Source organism: Lactiplantibacillus sp. 3062 (assembly GCF_055413545.1).
Genome location: NZ_JBVAYE010000002.1, coordinates 386,633 through 405,569, shown reverse-complemented (window position 1 = coordinate 405,569; position 18,937 = coordinate 386,633). Strand labels below are relative to the sequence as shown.

Below are 18,937 nucleotides of genomic sequence, written 5' to 3'. Positions count from 1 at the left end.
AAGCAATATAAAAATTAAGTTACTAAAAAAGATTGATTTACAGGTACTCCGTACTCACTCATTCAGGGAAGTCAGTGGAGCTGTAACATCAATCTTTTTGATTTGCATCAAAAACACCATGAGAATACGCAAGGTTGTATTGAACATGATTTCATCTTTTGATGCAAGTATTAATGATTAAACCAAACGCGTTTGATATAACGGATGGCGTCCGGGTCGACCAAGTGGGTCAGGTGTAACTGCCGATTAACTAGAACCAACTGACCACTAGCGAGGGTTTTTAACACTCCGTGAATATTATATGGTCGGGACTCAGTGAGCTGAGGCTGCATCTGGAGCATGATTTGATAGTGTTCCGTGTGCGCTTGAGCTAAGAACAAATCCCGCTGGAAAGCCGGCATCATTGGCAGTAACGGCGCAACGACGGTCGGGGCAGCAGTAAAGTCATCCATAAATTGGCGATAGGAAGCGTGTAAGTTCTTGGAAATTAGTTTCAAATTAGATTGTTGATTTTGCATATTAGCCACCTCGAACATTTGTTTGTGTTTCCATTATACGAACAGGCGTTCTAAAAAGCAAGCCTAAAATTTGAGAAAATTCACGAATAAAAATGAAAAAAAGCTGTGTAACCTTGATAATACTTGCAATATAGGGTTAAAAAGTGCAAAATAAACTTTAAAACATATTTTAATTAAGGGGAATTTGTGATCATGGCGAAACAAGGCATGTTAATCGTCTTATCAGGTCCTTCGGGTGTCGGTAAAGGTACCGTCCGCAAGGAAATCTTTGACTCAGATGATAACGATTTTCAATATTCAGTCTCGATGACGACGCGGCAAATGCGTCCGGGCGAAGTAGATGGCAAGGACTACTATTTTGTGTCCAAAGAAGAGTTCGAGGATGAAATTAAGAGCGGCGGTATGCTTGAATATGCCAAGTATGTTGACAATTACTATGGGACGCCCTTAAAATATATTAAGCAGTCGTTGGCGGCTGGCAAAGACGTTTTCTTAGAAATTGAAGTTAACGGGGCCATGCAAGTCCGCGAAAAAATGCCTGATGGCGTCTTCATTTTCTTGACGCCGCCGGATTTGATGGAATTGAAGCACCGCATCATTGGTCGTGGGACTGATGATATGAGTGTGATCAACAAGCGGATGGCAAAAGCGGTTGATGAAATCAAGATGATGCGTAATTATGATTATGCGGTTATCAATGATGAAGTCCCGCTAGCTGCTGAACGAATCAAGGCTATTATTCGTAGTGAACGGTTTAGTGTTAAACGGGTCATGCCCGAGTATGAAGAAATGTTAGGAGATGCGGAATCATGATCTTATATCCATCAGTTGATGACTTATTGAAGCAAGTTAATTCGCGTTACTCATTGATTATGTTAGCTAGCAAGCGGGCCCATGAATTGGACGCTGGTGCAGCACCAATGCTTAGCGAATACAAATCGGTTAAAACGATTGGTCGGGCCATGGAAGAAATTGCGGCCGGTGACCTAATGATCGATCCAGATGAAACTGACAAAGATTAGTAACAAAACGGTGTGCTGAGCCAGCTGGGGCTTGGCACTTTTTTTATGAAGAATGACGCGGACGTTCAGCTTCACGTTACTGTCGATTCTTGATACAATTGTTTTATTAAAGTGTAAAAATCTCGCTGGCACGGTTGCGAGATTTTTCAAAGGACGTGAAGAAGTGAGTATATGGACAAAACGCCATGTAACGGTAGTCGTTAGTGGTGGGATTGCGAGTTATAAAGCGTTAGTATTGATTCGTAGTTTGATGAAACAGGGCGCCGTCGTGCGAGTTGCGATGACGACCCATGCGGCAAAGTTTATCACGCCATTGACCTTTCAAACTTTAACGCAGCAGCCAGTGGTCATTGATGAATTCACAACGACTGACCCGCATCACGTCGTCCACGTCGCGTTAGCTGACTGGACTGAAGTGATGATTCTCGTTCCGGCTACCGCCAACTTGATTGCTAAGGTGGCTAACGGTCTAGCCGATGATGCCGCAACGACGACAATTTTAGCGACGACCGCACCCAAGTTTGTGGTGCCAGCAATGAATTCACATATGTACGCTAATCCAGCAACTCAGCGCAATTTGAAGCAGCTGACGACGGATGGGTTACACGTCTTAACTCCTGCTACGGGTATGTTGGCGGAAGGCTACAGTGGTCAAGGACGCTTGCCGGAACCAGCGGTGATTTTGGCCTGGTTGACAGATCAACTGATTCAGTTGACACCTGATTTGTCATTAGCAGGACGGCGAGTTGTCGTCACTGCCGGCGGAACCCGAGAAGCCTTAGATCCGGTACGATTTATCACGAATCGTTCATCGGGGAAGATGGGCTACGCAGTTGCTCAAGTCGCACGGGAGTTAGGTGCAACTGTGACACTGATCAGCGCCACGACTCATTTAGCAGCGCCTAGTGGTGTTAAGGTCGTGACGGTTGATTCGGCTCAATCCTTATTGACGGCAGTCAGTGATATTTTTGATGATACGGATATCTTGGTCATGGCGGCGGCCGTATCTGATTATCGGCCGGCTGAATTAGCTGATCAGAAGATTAAAAAGCCAGCTGACCATGCTGACTTAACGTTACGATTGACAGAAACACCGGATATTTTAAAAACGTTAGCGGCCCGGAAGCACCAACAGTATGTGATTGGTTTTGCAGCTGAAACGCAATCATTGCTGGCTAATGCCAATCGTAAGTTAACTAGTAAAAAATTAGATTTAATTGTTGCTAACGATGTTTCCAAGCCGGGAGTTGGGTTCAATGGTGATACTAATCAGGTCACACTGTTGCGGCCTGAGCAACAACCAGTTACGACGGAATTGACAACGAAAACTGCAATTGCCAAACAGATCTTGATGACGGCAATTGCGGATGGTGCAGGAACACAGGCATGATTAAGTAGAGAGGAAGAGTTGTGTGGCACAAATTGCCCAAGTATTAGTCGATGTGCCCACTATGCAGACAAATCGACCTTATAGTTATCGAATTCCAACCGCCTGGCAATCACAAGTGCAACCCGGCATGCGCGTCGTGGTGCCGTTCGGCCGTGGTAAACGGCGGGTGCAGGGGTTTGTGTTAGCTCTTGATGACGTTACTAACTTTGATGGTGAGCTGAAACCAATCGACGCGGTCGTTGACCTAGCACCGGTTCTGAATACTGAAGCCCTAGCACTGACCAAGTGGTTGGCTGCCAGCACGTTTTCATTTCAGATTACCTGTGCACAGACCATGCTGCCGGCGGTCATGCGTGCAAAGTATGAAAAACAGTTGCGAACAACAGCAACAACGCCTGCGACGATTCGAACGACGCTGTTTGGGGACCAATCGATGGTGCCGTTTGATGACGTCGCCACGACGCCGGCAATCGTCAGCCAGTTATTACGGCTGCAGGCGGCTGGGCAAGTCGATGTGTACTACCAAGTTAAAAATCAAGCACGGCGTAAAACGCAAACGGCGGTGAAAGCGGCCTTAACTAACGAAGCGCTAAAGGCTGCAGTGGGCCAGGTACGCGCCGGGGCTACACAACAATTGGCAGTGCTCCAGGGGTTGCTCACTTTAAATGGTGAACAGCTCTCTCAAAAGGTGTTTTGTACTCGTTTTGATGTCACGGACGGTGCCATTCGTACAGCAGTACAGAAAGGCTGGCTTAAAAAAGTGGCCGTCGAGGTTTATCGTGATCCCTACGCAACTAGTGATATTAAGACTACCAAGGCATTACAATTGAATGATGAACAGCAAGTGGCCGTCGATCAGATTACGCAAGCTGTTGACCAAGCCGCAACCACCACGTTCTTGTTAGAGGGTGTGACGGGGAGCGGTAAGACTGAGGTGTACTTGCAATCGATGGCGGCCGCATTGGCACAAGGAAAAACGGCGTTGATGTTAGTGCCGGAGATTTCACTGACACCCCAAATGGTTCAACGCGTGAAGGGGCGCTTTGGTAAAGCTGTTGCCGTTTTGCACAGTGGATTGTCCAGTGGTGAGAAGTATGATGAGTGGCGGCGAATCCAACGAGGTGAGGCTCAGGTGGTGGTTGGCGCACGCTCAGCGGTGTTTGCCCCGCTAAAAAATCTTGGCTTAATCGTGATGGATGAAGAACATGAGAGCACGTATAAGCAGGATGATGCCCCGCGTTATCATGCTCGGCAAGTGGCTTTATGGCGTAGTCGTTATCATAACTGTCCAGTCGTACTGGGCTCGGCGACCCCATCGTTAGAAACGCGCGCCCGCGCAGAAAAGGGCGTTTATCAGCGCTTACTGCTTGCGGATCGGGTCAATCAACGGCCCCTTCCTAAGGTTTCAATTATTGATATGAAAAAGGAAATGCAACAACACGCTGAAAGCAATTTCTCAGCACCACTGTTAGTTGCCTTGCAGGATCGGCTTGAACGTCATGAGCAGAGTGTTCTAATGCTCAATCGGCGGGGCTATTCATCGTTTGTGTTGTGCCGAGATTGTGGTTTTGTCTTGAAGTGTCCTAATTGTGATATTTCACTCACGCTACACATGGATACGCACACGATGAAGTGCCATTACTGCGGTCACGAAGAAGCCATTCCGCGGAATTGTCCGAACTGTCATAGTCGTCAGATCCGTTATTATGGGACGGGAACTGAAAAAGTCGAAGAAGAATTGCAAGACTTGCTTCCGGACGCTAACATTATTCGGATGGACAATGATACGACCCGTAAAAAGGGCGCCCATGCCAAGCTTTTAGCACAGTTTGGGAGTGGTGAAGCTGATATTTTGATTGGTACCCAGATGATTGCGAAGGGACTGGATTTTCCTAATGTGACCTTGGTCGGTGTCTTGAATGCCGATACGGCCCTAGGATTGCCGGATTTTCGCGCCAGTGAACGGACCTTCCAACTATTAACCCAGGTGAGTGGTCGAGCTGGACGGGCGGAAAAGAGTGGTCACGTGTATATTCAGACATTTAATCCGGATCATTATGCGATTCGGTTTGCACAACACCACGATTACGAAGGCTTTTTCAAGTATGAGATGCAGATGCGGCACCGGGGTGGCTATCCGCCGTACTATTTTACGGTTCAAATTACAGCGAGTGACTTAGATGAAGGGGTAGCAGCCAAGCGCATGTATCAGTTACTGCAATGGTTACGCCCGCGGTTGGCACCGTCAACGATTCTATTAGGCCCAACGCCCAAGCCGATCGCACGAGTCAATCGCCGTTATTATTATCAAATCGTGATTAAATATAAACAAGAACCCAATTTAGCTCAGACGCTGACAACGCTACTGCATGAGACGCAGGCGCAACAACGACAAGGGCTACAGATTGGAATTGACGTGGAACCCTTACATTTCATGTAATGGGATTAGGAGGAAGTTTGACAATGACATCAATCGTTTTTATGGGAACGCCCGCGTTTGCGGCACCGATTCTCGAAAGTTTAATTAAAGAACAATACCAGGTACTAGGCGTTGTGACCCAGCCAGACCGAAAAGTTGGTCGCAAACACGTCTTAACAGCTTCGCCAGTCAAAGAAGTCGCGGTTGCCCATGATATTCCCGTCTTCCAACCGGAAAAGATTAGTGGTAGTCCTGAAATGCAACAGATTATTGACTTGCAGCCCGATTTAATTGTGACGGCCGCCTTTGGACAGTTTTTACCAACAAAATTGTTGAAAGCTGCCAAAATTGGTGCCGTTAATGTCCATGGCTCGTTGTTGCCTAAGTATCGTGGTGGCGCGCCTGTTCAATATTCAATTATCAACGGTGAGTCTGAAACTGGAATTACTATCATTTACATGGTTAAAAAGATGGATGCGGGCGATATGCTGGCGCAGCGTGCGATTCCAATTGAAAAAAACGATGACACCGGGACGATGTTTGATAAGTTGAGCTTAGTTGGTCGCGACTTGTTACTGGAAACGTTGCCCAAGTTGATTGCTGGCGAAATTACGGCGGTGCCACAGGATGAATCCCAAGTGACCTTTGCACCGAACATTCGGCCAGAACAAGAGGTTTTAGACTTCTTTACAAAAACGGCCGTTGAAATTGATAATCAAGTTCGGGGCATGCGGCCAGCACCAATCGCCTATGCGGTCTTGGATGGAAAGCGCACGAAGTTCTGGGATGTGACCCCCTTAGCTGACGAAGTGGTCACGCAAGCTCCTGGACAAGTGGTTCGCAAGACGAAACATGAGCTTGTGATTGCAGCTGCTGACCACACAGCGATTGCAATCAATCAGTTGCAGCCAGCTGGTAAACCGAAGATGACAATTACAGACTATTTAAATGGGGCGGCAGATAAGTTCGCTACCGGAGAGCAGGTTATTAATAAATGAGTACAGTTGGTAATACCCCCCGCTGGTTAGCGGTCGCCGCCTTAGCGAAGATTAAGAACGGTGCATATTCAAATTTGCAATTAAACCAGTTAATCAATGATCATCAGATGGATCGGCGTGACATTAATCTGCTGACAAATATGGTTTACGGTGTCATTCAACATCGGTTGACTCTCGAATACTGGTTGACCCCGTTTGTTCGACATCCGCACCAGATTGACCCTTGGGTACGGGAACTCTTATTGAGCGCATTGTATCAATGGCAGTATCTGGATAAGATTCCACAACGGGCCGTTTTCAACGAAACGATTGAAATTGCTAAGGTCAAAGGTCACCCTGGCATTCGGCGGTTTGTAACCGGCGTCTTACATCAAATGGATCGCTCAGGATTACCGAGTTTTGATGCGATTAAGGATCCTGATGAACGGTTGAGTGTGACTTATAGCATGCCAATATGGTTGATTCAAGAATTGCGGCGTCAATTAGGTGCTGAAAAGATGGAGCGAATCTTATCATCATTGAACCAACCAGCTAAGCAAGCCTTACGTGTCAACCCGGCCCTGTCGACGGTTGAAGATGTGACAACGGTGCTGATTAATGATGGTTTGACAATTACGCCGAGTGAAATCTCACCGTTAGGGCTGATTGCAACGGATGGTCAGGCTATTAATACTGAAGCGATGCGGTATGGCATGTTTACAGTTCAAGATGAAAGTGCACAATTAGTTGTGCCAGCACTCAATCTGCAGCCGAGTGATCGAGTCTTGGATGCTTGTGCGGCCCCCGGGGGCAAGACGACCCAGATTGCGGCTAGTTTAGATGCTGAGCAGGGTGGCACAGTCGTTGCCCTTGATATTCATGCTAATAAAGTGAAACTGATCGGCCAAAATGCGGCGCGCATGCACGTTGCTGATCGCGTTGAAGCCACCGAACTCGATGCTCGTAAAGTTGAGACGCAGTTTAATGCTGAAAGTTTTGATCGAATTTTAGTCGATGCTCCGTGTTCGGGACTGGGATTGATGCGCCGGAAGCCTGAGATTCGCTATGAGAAACAGTTGCAGGATAGTTTGAACTTGCAACGAATTCAACTGGCAATTTTGACAGCAGTCGCCCCAACCTTGAAAAAAGGTGGTATCATGACGTATAGTACGTGCACGATTTTGCAACAGGAAAATCAGGATGTGATTACCAAATTCTTAGCGGATCACCCAGATTTTGAGTTGCAAACAACGCCAACTGAACGAGACTTGAAAACTGATCGAACGGAAAAGACTTTGTCGATTTATCCCGATGATTATTTATCCGACGGCTTTTTCATTGCTTGTTTGCGAAAAAAATAATGGTGGAGTGGTAAACAATGGATTTTGCATACCGGTCGGATATTGGCCAACAACGTGAAGAAAATGAGGACTATGTCGGCTTTTTTCAAAATAAAGCGGGCATCAATTTTGCAATTGTTGCGGACGGTATTGGTGGCCACCAGGGGGGCGATGTCGCTTCCGAGATGGCAGTCTCGCACATGGGTTTTCGGTTTGAAAATACAACATTCAAGGAACCCAATGATGCCGTCAAGTGGCTAGCAAGTGAAGTTCAAGATGAAAATCAGCATATTATTGAAAAAGCCCGTGAATTTTCAGATCTAAACGGCATGGGTACGACAATGGTCGCTGCTTTGCTTTTTGATCAAAAGTTTTTGATGGCTAACATTGGTGATAGTCGGGGCTATCTTTTTCGCGATGGGCAACTCCACCAACTGACGGAGGATCATTCTTTAGTCAATGAGTTGGTCAAGCGAGGAGAGATTTCAGCCGAACAGGCCCGACAACATCCGCAGAAAAATATTATTACGCGGACACTAGGAATCTCACCAGATGCGGATATCGATACAAACCTTTACCAGATACAACCTGGGGACCAATTGTTATTATGTTCAGATGGGCTGACGAATATGGTGACTGACCAACAGCTTGCGACGGTTTTGGCAACGACGCAGACTTCGACCCAGAAGTGTGAGACGTTGATCAAATTAGCCAATGCAGCTGGTGGTAAGGACAACATTACGGCGCTGCTGATGGCGCTTGATGGTGAGGTGGCCAGTAAATGACACCCAACTATACCCTTAGCGGACGATATCGGATCGTTCGGTCCTTAGGTGAAGGTGGGATGGCCAACGTTTACTTGGCACATGACTTAATATTAGATCGTGATGTTGCGGTCAAACTGCTCCGGTTAGACTTACGTGATGATCCTAAGACCATCAAGCGATTCCAACGTGAGGCACTGGCAACGACGGAACTTGTTCACCCCCACATTGTCAGTTTGTACGATATTGGCGAAGAAAATGGCATGCAATACTTGGTCATGGAATACGTCAAAGGGATGGATCTTAAAAATTATATTAAAGAGAACTTTCCGTTACCGTTACAGCAAGTAATCGACATCATGGAGCAGATATTAAGTGCCGTGGCAACGGCCCACGCGCATAATATTATTCATCGGGATTTAAAACCACAAAATATTTTAATTGATGAGCAGGGCAATGCTAAAATCACTGATTTCGGTATTGCAGTTGCGTTATCTGAACATACCATGACGCAGACTAACACGATTTTAGGTTCGGTCCATTATTTGTCACCGGAACAGGCCCGCGGTAGCATGGCGACAAAACAATCGGATATCTATTCGTTAGGGATTATTTTATATGAGATGTTAACAGGCTCAGTTCCTTTCAAGGGTGAGACGGCAGTTTCCATTGCGTTAAAGCATTTTCAAAATGCAATGCCATCCGTGCGAGAGTTTGATGCGGATATTCCGCAGGCACTTGAAAACGTCGTCTTGCAGGCGACAACGAAAGATCCACGGGAACGTTATGCTACGGTCGAGGACATGGCCGCTGACTTATTGACGGTGCTTGCTAGTAGCCGTGCGGGCGAAAAGCGCTTTGTACCGCAAGATGTCGGTAATGATGAGACTAAGATCATGCCCAGTGCGGATATTCAAGCAGCAATTGCGGCCAATCAAGACGGTAAGACCCAGGTCGTGGCGCATAAAAGCAAGCAACCAACACTCCAGCGCCCGGCTGAAACGACTGAGAGTCAGACAGATGCTGATGAAGAACCGTTACCAACACGTTCTTGGTCCAAACGACATCCGTTGCGGCGTCGGCTCCTCTTTTGGGGCGGTATTATTTTGTTATTAGTCGTGGCCGTGATCGTCGGTTTGGAATTAAGTCGGCCACAGATGACGACGGTGCCGAAAGTAACGGGCTTAAGTCAGCGTGCCGCAACTAAGGTCCTCAAAAAACACCATCTCACGGTCGGAACTGTTCAACATGCTAAAAGTAATCAGGTAGCCAAAAATCAGGTGATCAAATCAACGCCCAGTGTTAAGACGCGGGTCCAAGAACGTGCTCGCATTAATTTGGTTATCAGCAACGGTGCCAAGGTTATGAGCTTTGGTAATTATGTCAATGATAATTACCATGATGTTCGACAGACGCTTAAATCGGCGGGGTTCAAAGTTAAGGAAACTTACAGTACGTCGTCGGTTGCAGCAGGACAAATCATCAGTCAGGATGTTGTCGCTGGTAGTCGCGTGATGCCGACAGATACGACGGTGACGTTTACGGTCAGCGCTGGTAGCCGCTACGCCGAGCTAAAAGATTTAACTGGTGAGAGCAAGAGCGATATTCTGGACTATGCTGAGGCAAATGATCTTAATGTTAACTTTAAGCAGGGCTACTCTTCGGAACAGAGGGCAGGTTATTCCTATGATCAAGATCCAGATGGCGGTGGCAATGTCCGGACTGGGTCGACTATTACGGTGACCATGTCAAGGGGCAGTGATAATAACGTGACGACACCACAGAATTTTTATGTTAAACTAACGGTGCCATACAAAGCGTTATCGGCCACCACTGCCCAGGCCAACGATGTTAAGATTTATTTGTATGATGATACCCATATGATTGAGACCGTTTATCGCGATATTGCAATCATGCGGTCGACTAAGATTAGTTTACCGTTTCAGCTGACCGGTAATACGAAGGGGCATTACCGAATCGTGCGTAACGGGGTTACGATCATGGAAAAGAAGAATATTACAAGCAAAAATGCAACAAAATAAAGATAAGTCATGCGCAATGCATGACTTTTTTGGTACAATAGAGAAAAGTGGACCGTACCAAATAATATAAAAGGTGGTGCTAATTTGAAAATTGGACAAATTCGGCAATCGCTAAGCGGCTTTTATGACGTTTATGCTGATGGCCAAATGTATCGGACCCGTGCACGCGGGAATTTCCGGAAGCGGCGGATTACGCCACTTGTCGGCGACAATGTGGAGTTTGATGCGGCGACCCCACAAGAGGGCTACGTGTTAAATATTCTTGATCGACAGACCCAGTTGGTACGGCCGCCAGTGGCTAATGTTGATTTAGGTATCGTGGTAACCGCTACAACGGAACAAGAATTTTCAACGAATTTATTGGATCGACAACTGGTAGCTTTGGCAGTGGCAGGTATTGAACCTTTACTCTACTTTGCGAAGACTGATTTACTAACCGATGAGGTGTACCAACAACGATTAACATTAGCGGACGCTTATCGGCAGATTGGTTACCAGGTCATCTGCGAACGAACCGCATTTTCACCAGCTGCCTTAGCCGCAGTTAAAACGGCTCTGGCTGGTCATGTGGCGGTTGTCATGGGCCAAACTGGTGCTGGTAAGTCAACACTGCTAAATCATTTACAACCAGGGCTGGCGTTAGCGACTGGTGAAATCTCGCAGGCGCTGAATCGTGGGAAACATACGACCCGTAAAGTCAGCTTGATCCCGATTGCGGATGGGTTGGTCGCTGATACGCCGGGTTTCTCATCCTATGAAGTTTTCGATATTGCCGCTAACGAGTTGACCCATTATTTTCCAGAGTTTGTGCGACTTAGCGCTGATTGCAAATACCGAGGCTGTGTGCATATTAACGAACCGCAATGTGCGGTTAAACAGGCATTGGCAGCTGGGGAGCTGTTAGCGAGTCGCTATGATAATTATTTACAATTCTATGAAACCATTAAAAATAAAAAAGTAATCTATAATAAGAAAAAGTGAGTGAGACTAATGATTAAAGTTGCCCCTTCAATTTTAAGTGCAGATTTTGCGAACCTTCAACGTGACGTTCAGATGGCTGAAAATGCCGGTGCCGATGCGTTGCATATTGACGTGATGGATGGTCAGTTTGTCCCCAACTTGTCATTCGGAATGAGTACTGTGGCGGATTTACGGCCAGTAACGTCATTAATGTTAGATTGTCATTTAATGATTATGGACCCAGAGCGGTTTGTTGGGCAGTTTGCAAAGGCCGGTGCAGATTTGATTGGTGTGCACGTTGAAAGTACCCGTCACATTTATCACGCCTTACAATTAATCAAAGATGCTGGTGTGAAAGCCGAAGTGGTCGTGAACCCCGGAACACCACTCAGCATGATTAGTGAATTATTGCCACTAGTGGATCAAGTTTTGATTATGACCGTCAATCCTGGTTTTGGTGGTCAACATTTTCTGGACCAAATGGTTGCTAAAATTGCGGCGTTGAACGAATTGAAGCAACAACACGGTTATCGATTTGAGATTGAAGTTGATGGTGGAATCAACGACCAGACCGTCAAGGCGTGCTATGACGCTGGTGCTACGGTCGCTGTTGCTGGTTCGTATGTCTATGACAGTGCGGACCCTGCACAACGTATTCAAGATTTGAAGGTGGCGACCAATTAATGGCAACCATCGTAAACTTACTGGTTGGCGGACCGACCGCTAATTATCCAGCAGATTTAACGACGATTCCAGGACCATGGGTCGGCGCTGACCGTGGCGCGTTGCGTTTGGTGAAACGTGGTATCCAGCCCGTGATGGTCGTAGGTGATTTTGATTCAATTGATGCGGCTGAACTCCAGACTGTCAAAGATGCGTTGGTGGGCGCTATCGTTGTCAAACCCGACCAAGACCATACGGATACACAATTGGCGATTAAATCCATTTTCGAGCAGTTGCAACCGGATGAAGTGCATCTATATGGTGCCACGGGTGGTCGGTTAGACCATTTACTGGCCAATATGTGGTTAGTACTTGATCCGGTATTTCGTCAGTGGGCTCCGCAGATCAAACTGATTGATAAGCAAAATTCGGTTCGGTTCTTTCTACCAGGGGACTACCAGATCACGAAGGAAGCGGATAAACGCTATTTGGCGTTTGTACCGCTGATGCCGATGCATCTCACGTTACCCGATGAAAAGTATCAGTTGGACGCTGCTTATAATGCGTACCCGATTTCATGGGCCAGTAACGAATTCAGTGGCAATACTGGTCACTTTAGCTTTGATGCGGGGGTTCTAGCTGTTATTCAAAGTCGTGATGACAGCATGGCAGATGCGTAGGGTACCCCAAGGTTTCAGCTAAAATAAGACCGGTCGGTGAGTCATAAACTCATCAACCGGTCTTTTAATATGCAGTAACGACGTATCATCGGGGAGCTTGTTGGTGAAACGTGCTGATGTTTAGGTCGGTGGTCGTTAGTAGACCTAACCGGAAAGCTTATGTTGAAGCAGAACTTTTTGGTCAGACCCAGCTGGTTGTTTCCGACGATGGTACGGCAAGCACCCTCAATGATTCAGGTCATCATAATGGGCTGGTCAAGGCTGAATTATAAACTTTATAAAAAGTTGACGAGAAATTAGTAATTTTAGACAACAAAAAACGCCAGCCACAAAAAAATGTGCTGGCGATTTGCTGCGCTAAACGCGCGTAACTTTACCTGATTTCAAAGTCCGAGCTGAAACCCAAACCTTCTTTGGTTTACCATCAACTAAAATGCGAACTTTTTGCAAGTTAGCTTTCCAGCTGCGGCGGCTGTGGTTTAAAGCGTGAGAACGCGTGTTACCAAAGTGCGTCCGTTTGCCTGTAACGTAGTCTTTTGCCATGTTGATCTGCCTCCTTCGGTAATTCATTGATAAAAGGTCGTCTTTATCATTCACTAGAATAATTTATCATAGATTAATAAAGGTTGCAATACATTTCTATCAAGTAATTTTACTTTACTGCTAAATTCCCAGTTTCCGGGCTTCTGTTAAGCAGTCGCTTAATTTTTCTTTCAAGAGTGGTTGTGCTATGATAAACTATCGTAAATGAACGCGTTAAAACAAGGAGGCTATTTTCATGGCTGTCAAAATCAAAACGCAATTTGGAACCATTGATATTGATAATGATGTTATCGCGACGGTCGTCGGTGGCGCCGCAACGGATAACTACGGGGTTGTCGGTATGGCGAGTCGGAACCAGATTCGTGATAATGTTAATGAAATTTTACGCCGCGAAAACTATGCGCGCGGTGTGGTTGTTCGCCAAGAGGATAATGGGGTGGCTATTGATGTCAACATTATCGTCAGTTATGGGACCAAAATTTCAGAAGTCTCACGCAATGTCCAAGCCAAGGTCAAATATAACTTACAAAACATGCTTGGCGTTACGGCCAATTCGGTCAACGTCATTGTCCAAGGTGTCCGGGTAATGAACGACTAAATTGATGTTGGTGGAAGCCAAGGAGGAATTTTGAAATTGAAAATCACCACGATTACTAATCTTGAATTTGGCAAAATGGTGCAGGCTGCTTCACAAAAGCTGAACCAACGTGCTGAATTTATTAATTCTTTGAACGTCTTTCCGGTACCAGATGGTGATACCGGGACTAATATGAGCTTATCGATGGCCAGCGGTGCCAAATATGAACGTGAAGAAACCAGTACAAAAGTAGGCGACCTAGCGTCAGCCTTAGCCAAGGGACTCTTGATGGGGGCCCGTGGTAATTCTGGTGTGATTCTATCACAAATTTTTCGGGGCTTTTCTAAAGCCGTAGCGGATAAGGAGAGCTTAACCGCTAACGATTTAGCAGCCGCCCTCGCAGCCGGTGCTCAGACCGCCTACAAGGCCGTTATGAAGCCGACTGAAGGAACTATCCTCACTGTCATCCGCAAAGCTGCTGGTGCCGGTAAGGAAGCTGTTAAAACGACCGATGATATTTGTGAAGTTATGGATGCCGTCGTTACGGCTGCTGAAGCTGCATTGAAGTCCACGCCGGACTTGTTACCCGTTTTAAAACAAGTTGGGGTTGTTGATTCCGGTGGTCAGGGGCTGACCTTCGTGCTGGAAGCCTTTAGTGACTCATTAAGCGGCAAGGTCGACGAATCACAGGACTATGTTCCGGACGATGCTGAAATGGATTCGATGATTGATGCTGCCCACCATCAAAGTGTGCAGGGGCAATTAGACCCGAATGATATCAAGTATGGCTACTGTACCGAAATTATGGTGCGAATCGGCGATGGTAAGTTAGTTGATCACAAGTTCGACTATGACACTTTCTATGAGTACTTAGCAAAATTGGGCGATTCATTACTTGTCATCAACGACGATGAAATCGTTAAGGTGCACGTTCATACGGAACATCCTGGCGATGTCATGACGTGGGGCCAACGTTTTGGGGCGTTGATCAAAGTTAAAGTTGATAATATGCGTCTACAACAAGAAACCATCATGGAACATGATAAGGAAGACGAAGCGCAAGCCGCTGCTGAGCCCGCCTTACCTTCACAACCACAAGTTGACATGCATGGTTATGCGATCATCTCTGTGTCATCGGGTGATGGGATCGGCAAGCTATTTAAGGGCTTGGGTGTCACCGACATCATTGCTGGTGGTCAAACAATGAATCCAAGTACCGCGGATATCGTCAAAGCTGTTAATGACAGTGGTGCCCAACAAGCATTAGTATTGCCAAACAACAAAAACATCTTTTTGGCAGCTGAACAAGCTGCGGAAGTTGCCGATGTCCCAGTTAAAATTATCCACAGTCAGACGATTTCGCAAGGCATGACTGCAATGTTGGCATTCAATGCTGAAGCTGATTTAGACGATAATCAGGCCGCGATGGAAGAAACCTTGAGTACGGTTGTTAGTGGTCAAGTCACACATGCTGTTCGCGACACGACGATTGATGGCCTTGAAATCAAGAAAGATGATTACATGGGCTTAGTTGATGGCAAAATCGTAATTACGAATCCAGATCGCGATACCGCTGCTTTGGATATGGTCAAAGCCATGCTCGACGAAGATAGCGAACTCGTAACGATTATTTACGGCAAGGATGCAACTAAAACTGACGCTGATCATTTGGCAGCTAAGGTGCAAGAGTTGGATGATGAATTAGAAATTGAAATTCATGAGGGTGACCAACCAGTTTACCCATTCCTTGTGTCAGTTGAATAGGACTAACCGTTAAAAATAGGGCTTAGCAGTGATGCTGGGGCCTGTTTTTGTACGGACGGATACTTCCCACGGGATTGAAACGTTTTTTTGGTATAATTAATATTGGTAAAGGCAATTATTTTAGAAAGGGCGGTGGTCAGGCATGGGACAACAGTTGAGTGACGCGGTTGCAACTTTAAGTGGTGTCGGCCCAGCCCGCCAAAAAGGTTTAGCGGAGCTTGGGATTAATACGATTGCAGATCTATTGACCTATTATCCCTTTCGCTATGAAGATCTACAGGTCAAAGACGTCAATGAAATCGCCGATCAAGAAAAGGTGACACTAAAGGGTACCGTGGCTTCTGAACCTGTGCTAGCACGGTTTGGCCGTAAGAAGAATCGTCTGAATTTTCGCTTATTAATCGACCATGACGTCTATATGGTGACTTTTTTTAATCAACCATACTTGATGAAACAGATTGAGACTGGCCAAGATTTAGCCGTTTATGGCAAGTGGGACGCCACGCGCAGTAGCTTGACGGGAATGAAGATCATCAATCCCAATAATGCGGATTCAGCGTTTGGTTCGATTTATCCGGCCAGCAAGACGGTCAAGCAAGGGACGATTCAGAAGATGATCAAACAAGCATATGAGTTATATGCCCCGGTCATTACGGACATTGTGCCTGCTAACTTACGTGCTAAATACCGACTGTTACCGCGGCGCCAAATGATTCATGATATGCACTTCCCAGCTAGTCAAGCCGATTCAACGGCCGCTCGACGCTCAGCGACCTACGAGGAGTTCTTGTTGTTTCAAATGCAAATGCAAGTTCTGAAGCAAACGGACGCGACGACGAACGGTATTGCGATCGCTTATGACAATGACCGACTAAAGGCGTTTATTAAAACACTGCCATTTGAATTGACCCACGCCCAAAAACGTGTCGTCAATGAAATTTGTTTGGATTTGAAGTCACCGAAGCATATGAATCGGTTGCTTCAAGGTGACGTGGGGTCCGGGAAAACGATTGTGGCTGCCATTGTCATGTATGCGGCGATTACCGCTGGTTATCAGGCCGCGTTGATGGCGCCAACCGAAATTTTGGCTGAACAACACGCAAATAACTTGGCCCAGGTCTTTGCCGACACGGATGTCAACGTCGCACTGTTAACGGGTGCGACCAAGCCAGCTGCCCGCAAGACATTGTTAGCAGCGCTGGCTGCTGGTGAGATCAACTTATTGATTGGCACGCACGCCCTGATCCAGGACGGGGTGACTTATGCTAATTTGGGATTAGTTATTACCGATGAGCAACATCGCTTTGGGGTTAACCAACGGGCCGCCTTTCGTCAAAAAGGCGGGCAACCTGATGCACTAGCCATGACGGCAACACCAATTCCAAGGACATTGGCGATTACGGCGTATGGTGAAATGGACGTTTCTGAAATTGATGAATTACCGGCTGGTCGGCAACCGATTCAAACCACTTGGGTACGGAGCAACCAAGCTAATTCGGCGCTAAGCTTTGTTCATCAACAGATTGACAATGGATCGCAAGCCTATGTGGTGACACCATTGATTGAGGAATCCGAGACGCTGGATGTTAAAAACGCCGAGGCTCTGTCAGCTAATTTACAAGAGTATTTTGGGGCGAGTGTTAAAGTTGGACTGTTGCACGGTCGAATGAAACCTGAGGAAAAAGACGCGGTCATGGCGGCTTTTAAGGCGGGAGACATTCAGTTACTTGTTTCCACGACCGTGATTGAAGTGGGTGTTGACGTCAAGAATGCCACAATCATGATGATTTATGATGCTGACCGTTTTGGCTTGGCGCAACTACATCAATTACGCGGACGCGTCGGTCGTGGGACCAAGGCTTCATACTGTATTTTGGTGGCTGATCCCAAGAACCAGCAAGGGATTGAGCGGATGCAGATCATGACGCAGACAACAAATGGTTTTGTTTTGGCACAAAAAGACTTAGAATTACGAGGAGCCGGTGATGTGCTGGGGGTCAAGCAATCGGGAATGCCGGAATTTAAAGTGGGTGATCCGATTGCGGATTTGACCGTGCTACAAGTTGCCCAGCAAGATGCCCACGCAATCGTGCAGCAACCGGATTGGCAAAGTCAACCGGATAATCGGGCACTAGCCGCCTATTTGAGCCAGAAGTTGGCTGCGGTGGGGACGCTCGATTAATAACCTAAATACAGTACTGTGATGAGAGGAATGGTGACACAATGATTAAAATTGCGATTGATGCCATGGGTGGCGATTACGCCCCTAACGCTGTGATCGAGGGGGTCGAGCAGGCTCGTGATTTGTTTGAGGATACGGTCTTTTTATTATATGGTCAACGCGACGTGATTAACGCGCAACTGAAGAACCGTGATCGGATTCAAATCATCAATGCTGATGAAGTTATTACGATGGAGGATGAACCCGTACGTGCCGTTCGCCGTAAGAAGCATTCATCAATCGTAATGGCGGCTCAGGCCGTGAAGGATGGTCAGGTGGACGCCTTCTTTTCTGCCGGTAATTCGGGGGCCGTTCTGGCAGCCGGGTTATTTATCGTGGGCCGGATCAAGGGCATCGACCGACCGGGATTAGTGACGGTATTGCCAGTGGTACGCAATGCTAACCAATCGAACTTTGTGATGATGGATATTGGTGCTAATGCTGATAGTAAGCCACTGAACTTGCAACAATACGGTGTGTTAGGGACGTACTATGCAGAACGGATGATGCAAGCTAAGCATCCACGGGTTGCCTTACTCAACAACGGGACGGAAGACGACAAGGGAAATAAGGTCCATAAGGCAGCGTTTGAACTCTTGTCACAGACTGACGGTATCAATTTTGTCGGTAATGTTGAATCCCGGGACTTGTTGAACGGGGTTGCTGATGTCGTCGTAACGGATGGTTTTACGGGTAATGCCGTTTTGAAGAGCATTGAAGGTACGGCGCGTTCCATGCTCGGTTTAGTGAAAGATGCCGTCTATAACACCGGTATCAGTGGCAAGTTAGGCGGCCTATTGCTTAAAAATGGGTTTAATGAAATCCGGTCTCAAATGGACTATTCTCAGTACGGTGGCGCGGTCTTACTAGGATTGAAGGCGCCGGTCGTTAAGACGCACGGTTCCAGCAAAGCGCCAACAATCGTGAATACTATCCGTCAAATTCGCCAGATGGTCAGTACGGATATCGTCCCAGGAGTTGCGGAATATTTTGCTAATCAACAAGCTAATCAGCAAGCAAGTGTAGACATTCCTGCTGAAAACGATTAGAATACTTT

18 protein-coding genes are annotated in these 18,937 nt (G+C 46.7%); 16 read left to right on the top strand and 2 right to left on the bottom strand.

Annotated features, from left to right (window positions below):
- Window positions 1–170 precede the first annotated feature (170 nt).
- The gene (locus tag ACWQAU_RS04890) at window positions 171–518 is read right to left on the bottom strand and encodes a hypothetical protein (RefSeq protein WP_027821409.1); all 348 of its coding nucleotides are present in this window, start codon (window positions 516–518) and stop codon (window positions 171–173) included.
- Window positions 519–710: 192 nt separating this feature from the next.
- Here ACWQAU_RS04890 and gmk point away from each other — a divergent pair, with 192 nt between their 5' ends.
- The 12 genes from gmk (at window position 711) to ACWQAU_RS04830 (ending at window position 13,047) form a co-directional block, all read left to right on the top strand.
- Window positions 711–1,331 (top strand): guanylate kinase, encoded by a 621-nt coding sequence (gmk, locus tag ACWQAU_RS04885; protein WP_003640361.1) that lies wholly within the window; start codon window positions 711–713, stop codon window positions 1,329–1,331.
- Window positions 1,328–1,540, top strand: coding sequence for a DNA-directed RNA polymerase subunit omega (rpoZ, locus tag ACWQAU_RS04880; RefSeq protein WP_003640362.1), 213 nt, complete (start codon window positions 1,328–1,330; stop codon window positions 1,538–1,540). The genes gmk and rpoZ overlap by 4 nt, the downstream gene beginning before the upstream one ends.
- A 52-nt stretch (window positions 1,541–1,592) precedes the next feature.
- Window positions 1,593–2,930 carry a bifunctional phosphopantothenoylcysteine decarboxylase/phosphopantothenate--cysteine ligase CoaBC gene (gene coaBC / locus ACWQAU_RS04875; protein ID WP_172765775.1) on the top strand — a complete coding sequence of 446 codons (1,338 nt, stop codon included), beginning with the start codon at window positions 1,593–1,595 and terminating at the stop codon, window positions 2,928–2,930.
- Between the two features lie 22 nt (window positions 2,931–2,952).
- Entirely contained in the window at window positions 2,953–5,370 is a 2,418-nt protein-coding gene (gene priA / locus ACWQAU_RS04870) for a primosomal protein N' (protein ID WP_015825516.1), read from the top strand.
- A 23-nt stretch (window positions 5,371–5,393) separates the two neighbouring features.
- On the top strand, window positions 5,394–6,347 hold the full coding sequence (fmt, locus tag ACWQAU_RS04865; protein WP_003644319.1) for a methionyl-tRNA formyltransferase: 954 nt from the start codon (window positions 5,394–5,396) through the stop codon (window positions 6,345–6,347).
- On the top strand, window positions 6,344–7,687 hold the full coding sequence (gene rsmB, locus ACWQAU_RS04860) for a 16S rRNA (cytosine(967)-C(5))-methyltransferase RsmB (RefSeq protein WP_003645153.1): 1,344 nt from the start codon (window positions 6,344–6,346) through the stop codon (window positions 7,685–7,687). The genes fmt and rsmB overlap by 4 nt, the downstream gene beginning before the upstream one ends.
- 17 nt (window positions 7,688–7,704) lie before the next feature.
- Entirely contained in the window at window positions 7,705–8,451 is a 747-nt protein-coding gene (locus ACWQAU_RS04855) for a Stp1/IreP family PP2C-type Ser/Thr phosphatase (RefSeq protein WP_003640367.1), read from the top strand.
- Window positions 8,448–10,472, top strand: a complete 2,025-nt coding sequence (gene pknB / locus ACWQAU_RS04850) for a Stk1 family PASTA domain-containing Ser/Thr kinase (RefSeq protein WP_103758594.1) — start codon at window positions 8,448–8,450, stop codon at window positions 10,470–10,472. The genes ACWQAU_RS04855 and pknB overlap by 4 nt, the downstream gene beginning before the upstream one ends.
- Before the next feature lie 84 nt (window positions 10,473–10,556).
- On the top strand, window positions 10,557–11,453 hold the full coding sequence (rsgA, locus tag ACWQAU_RS04845) for a ribosome small subunit-dependent GTPase A (protein WP_003644320.1): 897 nt from the start codon (window positions 10,557–10,559) through the stop codon (window positions 11,451–11,453).
- 9 nt (window positions 11,454–11,462) lie between these two features.
- Window positions 11,463–12,116 carry a ribulose-phosphate 3-epimerase gene (rpe, locus tag ACWQAU_RS04840; protein ID WP_011101480.1) on the top strand — a complete coding sequence of 218 codons (654 nt, stop codon included), beginning with the start codon at window positions 11,463–11,465 and terminating at the stop codon, window positions 12,114–12,116.
- Window positions 12,116–12,775 (top strand): thiamine diphosphokinase, encoded by a 660-nt coding sequence (locus ACWQAU_RS04835; protein WP_003645150.1) that lies wholly within the window; start codon window positions 12,116–12,118, stop codon window positions 12,773–12,775. The genes rpe and ACWQAU_RS04835 overlap by 1 nt, the downstream gene beginning before the upstream one ends.
- A gap of 110 nt (window positions 12,776–12,885) precedes the next feature.
- Window positions 12,886–13,047 carry a hypothetical protein gene (locus ACWQAU_RS04830; RefSeq protein WP_162531550.1) on the top strand — a complete coding sequence of 54 codons (162 nt, stop codon included), beginning with the start codon at window positions 12,886–12,888 and terminating at the stop codon, window positions 13,045–13,047.
- Between the two features lie 85 nt (window positions 13,048–13,132).
- Here the strand turns inward: ACWQAU_RS04830 and rpmB are convergent, their stop codons facing one another.
- Complete coding sequence (gene rpmB, locus ACWQAU_RS04825) at window positions 13,133–13,318, bottom strand: 50S ribosomal protein L28 (protein ID WP_003638622.1); 186 nt, start codon at window positions 13,316–13,318, stop codon at window positions 13,133–13,135.
- A 235-nt stretch (window positions 13,319–13,553) separates the two neighbouring features.
- On the opposite strand from rpmB, the gene ACWQAU_RS04820 reads away from it, so the two are divergent.
- From ACWQAU_RS04820 to plsX, 4 genes are all read left to right on the top strand, one after another.
- Window positions 13,554–13,916, top strand: coding sequence for an Asp23/Gls24 family envelope stress response protein (locus ACWQAU_RS04820; protein ID WP_003638623.1), 363 nt, complete (start codon window positions 13,554–13,556; stop codon window positions 13,914–13,916).
- A gap of 36 nt (window positions 13,917–13,952) precedes the next feature.
- Complete coding sequence (locus ACWQAU_RS04815; protein ID WP_003644321.1) at window positions 13,953–15,659, top strand: DAK2 domain-containing protein; 1,707 nt, start codon at window positions 13,953–13,955, stop codon at window positions 15,657–15,659.
- 142 nt (window positions 15,660–15,801) lie between these two features.
- On the top strand, window positions 15,802–17,841 hold the full coding sequence (gene recG / locus ACWQAU_RS04810; protein WP_003645148.1) for an ATP-dependent DNA helicase RecG: 2,040 nt from the start codon (window positions 15,802–15,804) through the stop codon (window positions 17,839–17,841).
- Between the two features lie 41 nt (window positions 17,842–17,882).
- Window positions 17,883–18,929, top strand: a complete 1,047-nt coding sequence (gene plsX, locus ACWQAU_RS04805) for a phosphate acyltransferase PlsX (RefSeq protein ID WP_027821411.1) — start codon at window positions 17,883–17,885, stop codon at window positions 18,927–18,929.
- Window positions 18,930–18,937: the final 8 nt, after the last annotated feature.

What these genes read in the sequence shown, in the direction of transcription:
- gmk (WP_003640361.1), top strand. Translation starts at nt 711, where the DNA reads ATGGCGAAACAAGGCATGTTAATCGTCTTATCAGGTCCTTCGGGTGTC.
- fmt (WP_003644319.1), top strand. Translation starts at nt 5,394, where the DNA reads ATGACATCAATCGTTTTTATGGGAACGCCCGCGTTTGCGGCACCGATT.
- ACWQAU_RS04890 (WP_027821409.1), bottom strand. Translation starts at nt 518, where the DNA reads ATGCAAAATCAACAATCTAATTTGAAACTAATTTCCAAGAACTTACAC.
- rpmB (WP_003638622.1), bottom strand. Translation starts at nt 13,318, where the DNA reads ATGGCAAAAGACTACGTTACAGGCAAACGGACGCACTTTGGTAACACG.
- ACWQAU_RS04855 (WP_003640367.1), top strand. Translation starts at nt 7,705, where the DNA reads ATGGATTTTGCATACCGGTCGGATATTGGCCAACAACGTGAAGAAAAT.
- rpe (WP_011101480.1), top strand. Translation starts at nt 11,463, where the DNA reads ATGATTAAAGTTGCCCCTTCAATTTTAAGTGCAGATTTTGCGAACCTT.
- rsmB (WP_003645153.1), top strand. Translation starts at nt 6,344, where the DNA reads ATGAGTACAGTTGGTAATACCCCCCGCTGGTTAGCGGTCGCCGCCTTA.
- coaBC (WP_172765775.1), top strand. Translation starts at nt 1,593, where the DNA reads ATGACGCGGACGTTCAGCTTCACGTTACTGTCGATTCTTGATACAATT.
- ACWQAU_RS04835 (WP_003645150.1), top strand. Translation starts at nt 12,116, where the DNA reads ATGGCAACCATCGTAAACTTACTGGTTGGCGGACCGACCGCTAATTAT.
- recG (WP_003645148.1), top strand. Translation starts at nt 15,802, where the DNA reads ATGGGACAACAGTTGAGTGACGCGGTTGCAACTTTAAGTGGTGTCGGC.
- ACWQAU_RS04820 (WP_003638623.1), top strand. Translation starts at nt 13,554, where the DNA reads ATGGCTGTCAAAATCAAAACGCAATTTGGAACCATTGATATTGATAAT.
- pknB (WP_103758594.1), top strand. Translation starts at nt 8,448, where the DNA reads ATGACACCCAACTATACCCTTAGCGGACGATATCGGATCGTTCGGTCC.
- plsX (WP_027821411.1), top strand. Translation starts at nt 17,883, where the DNA reads ATGATTAAAATTGCGATTGATGCCATGGGTGGCGATTACGCCCCTAAC.
- rpoZ (WP_003640362.1), top strand. Translation starts at nt 1,328, where the DNA reads ATGATCTTATATCCATCAGTTGATGACTTATTGAAGCAAGTTAATTCG.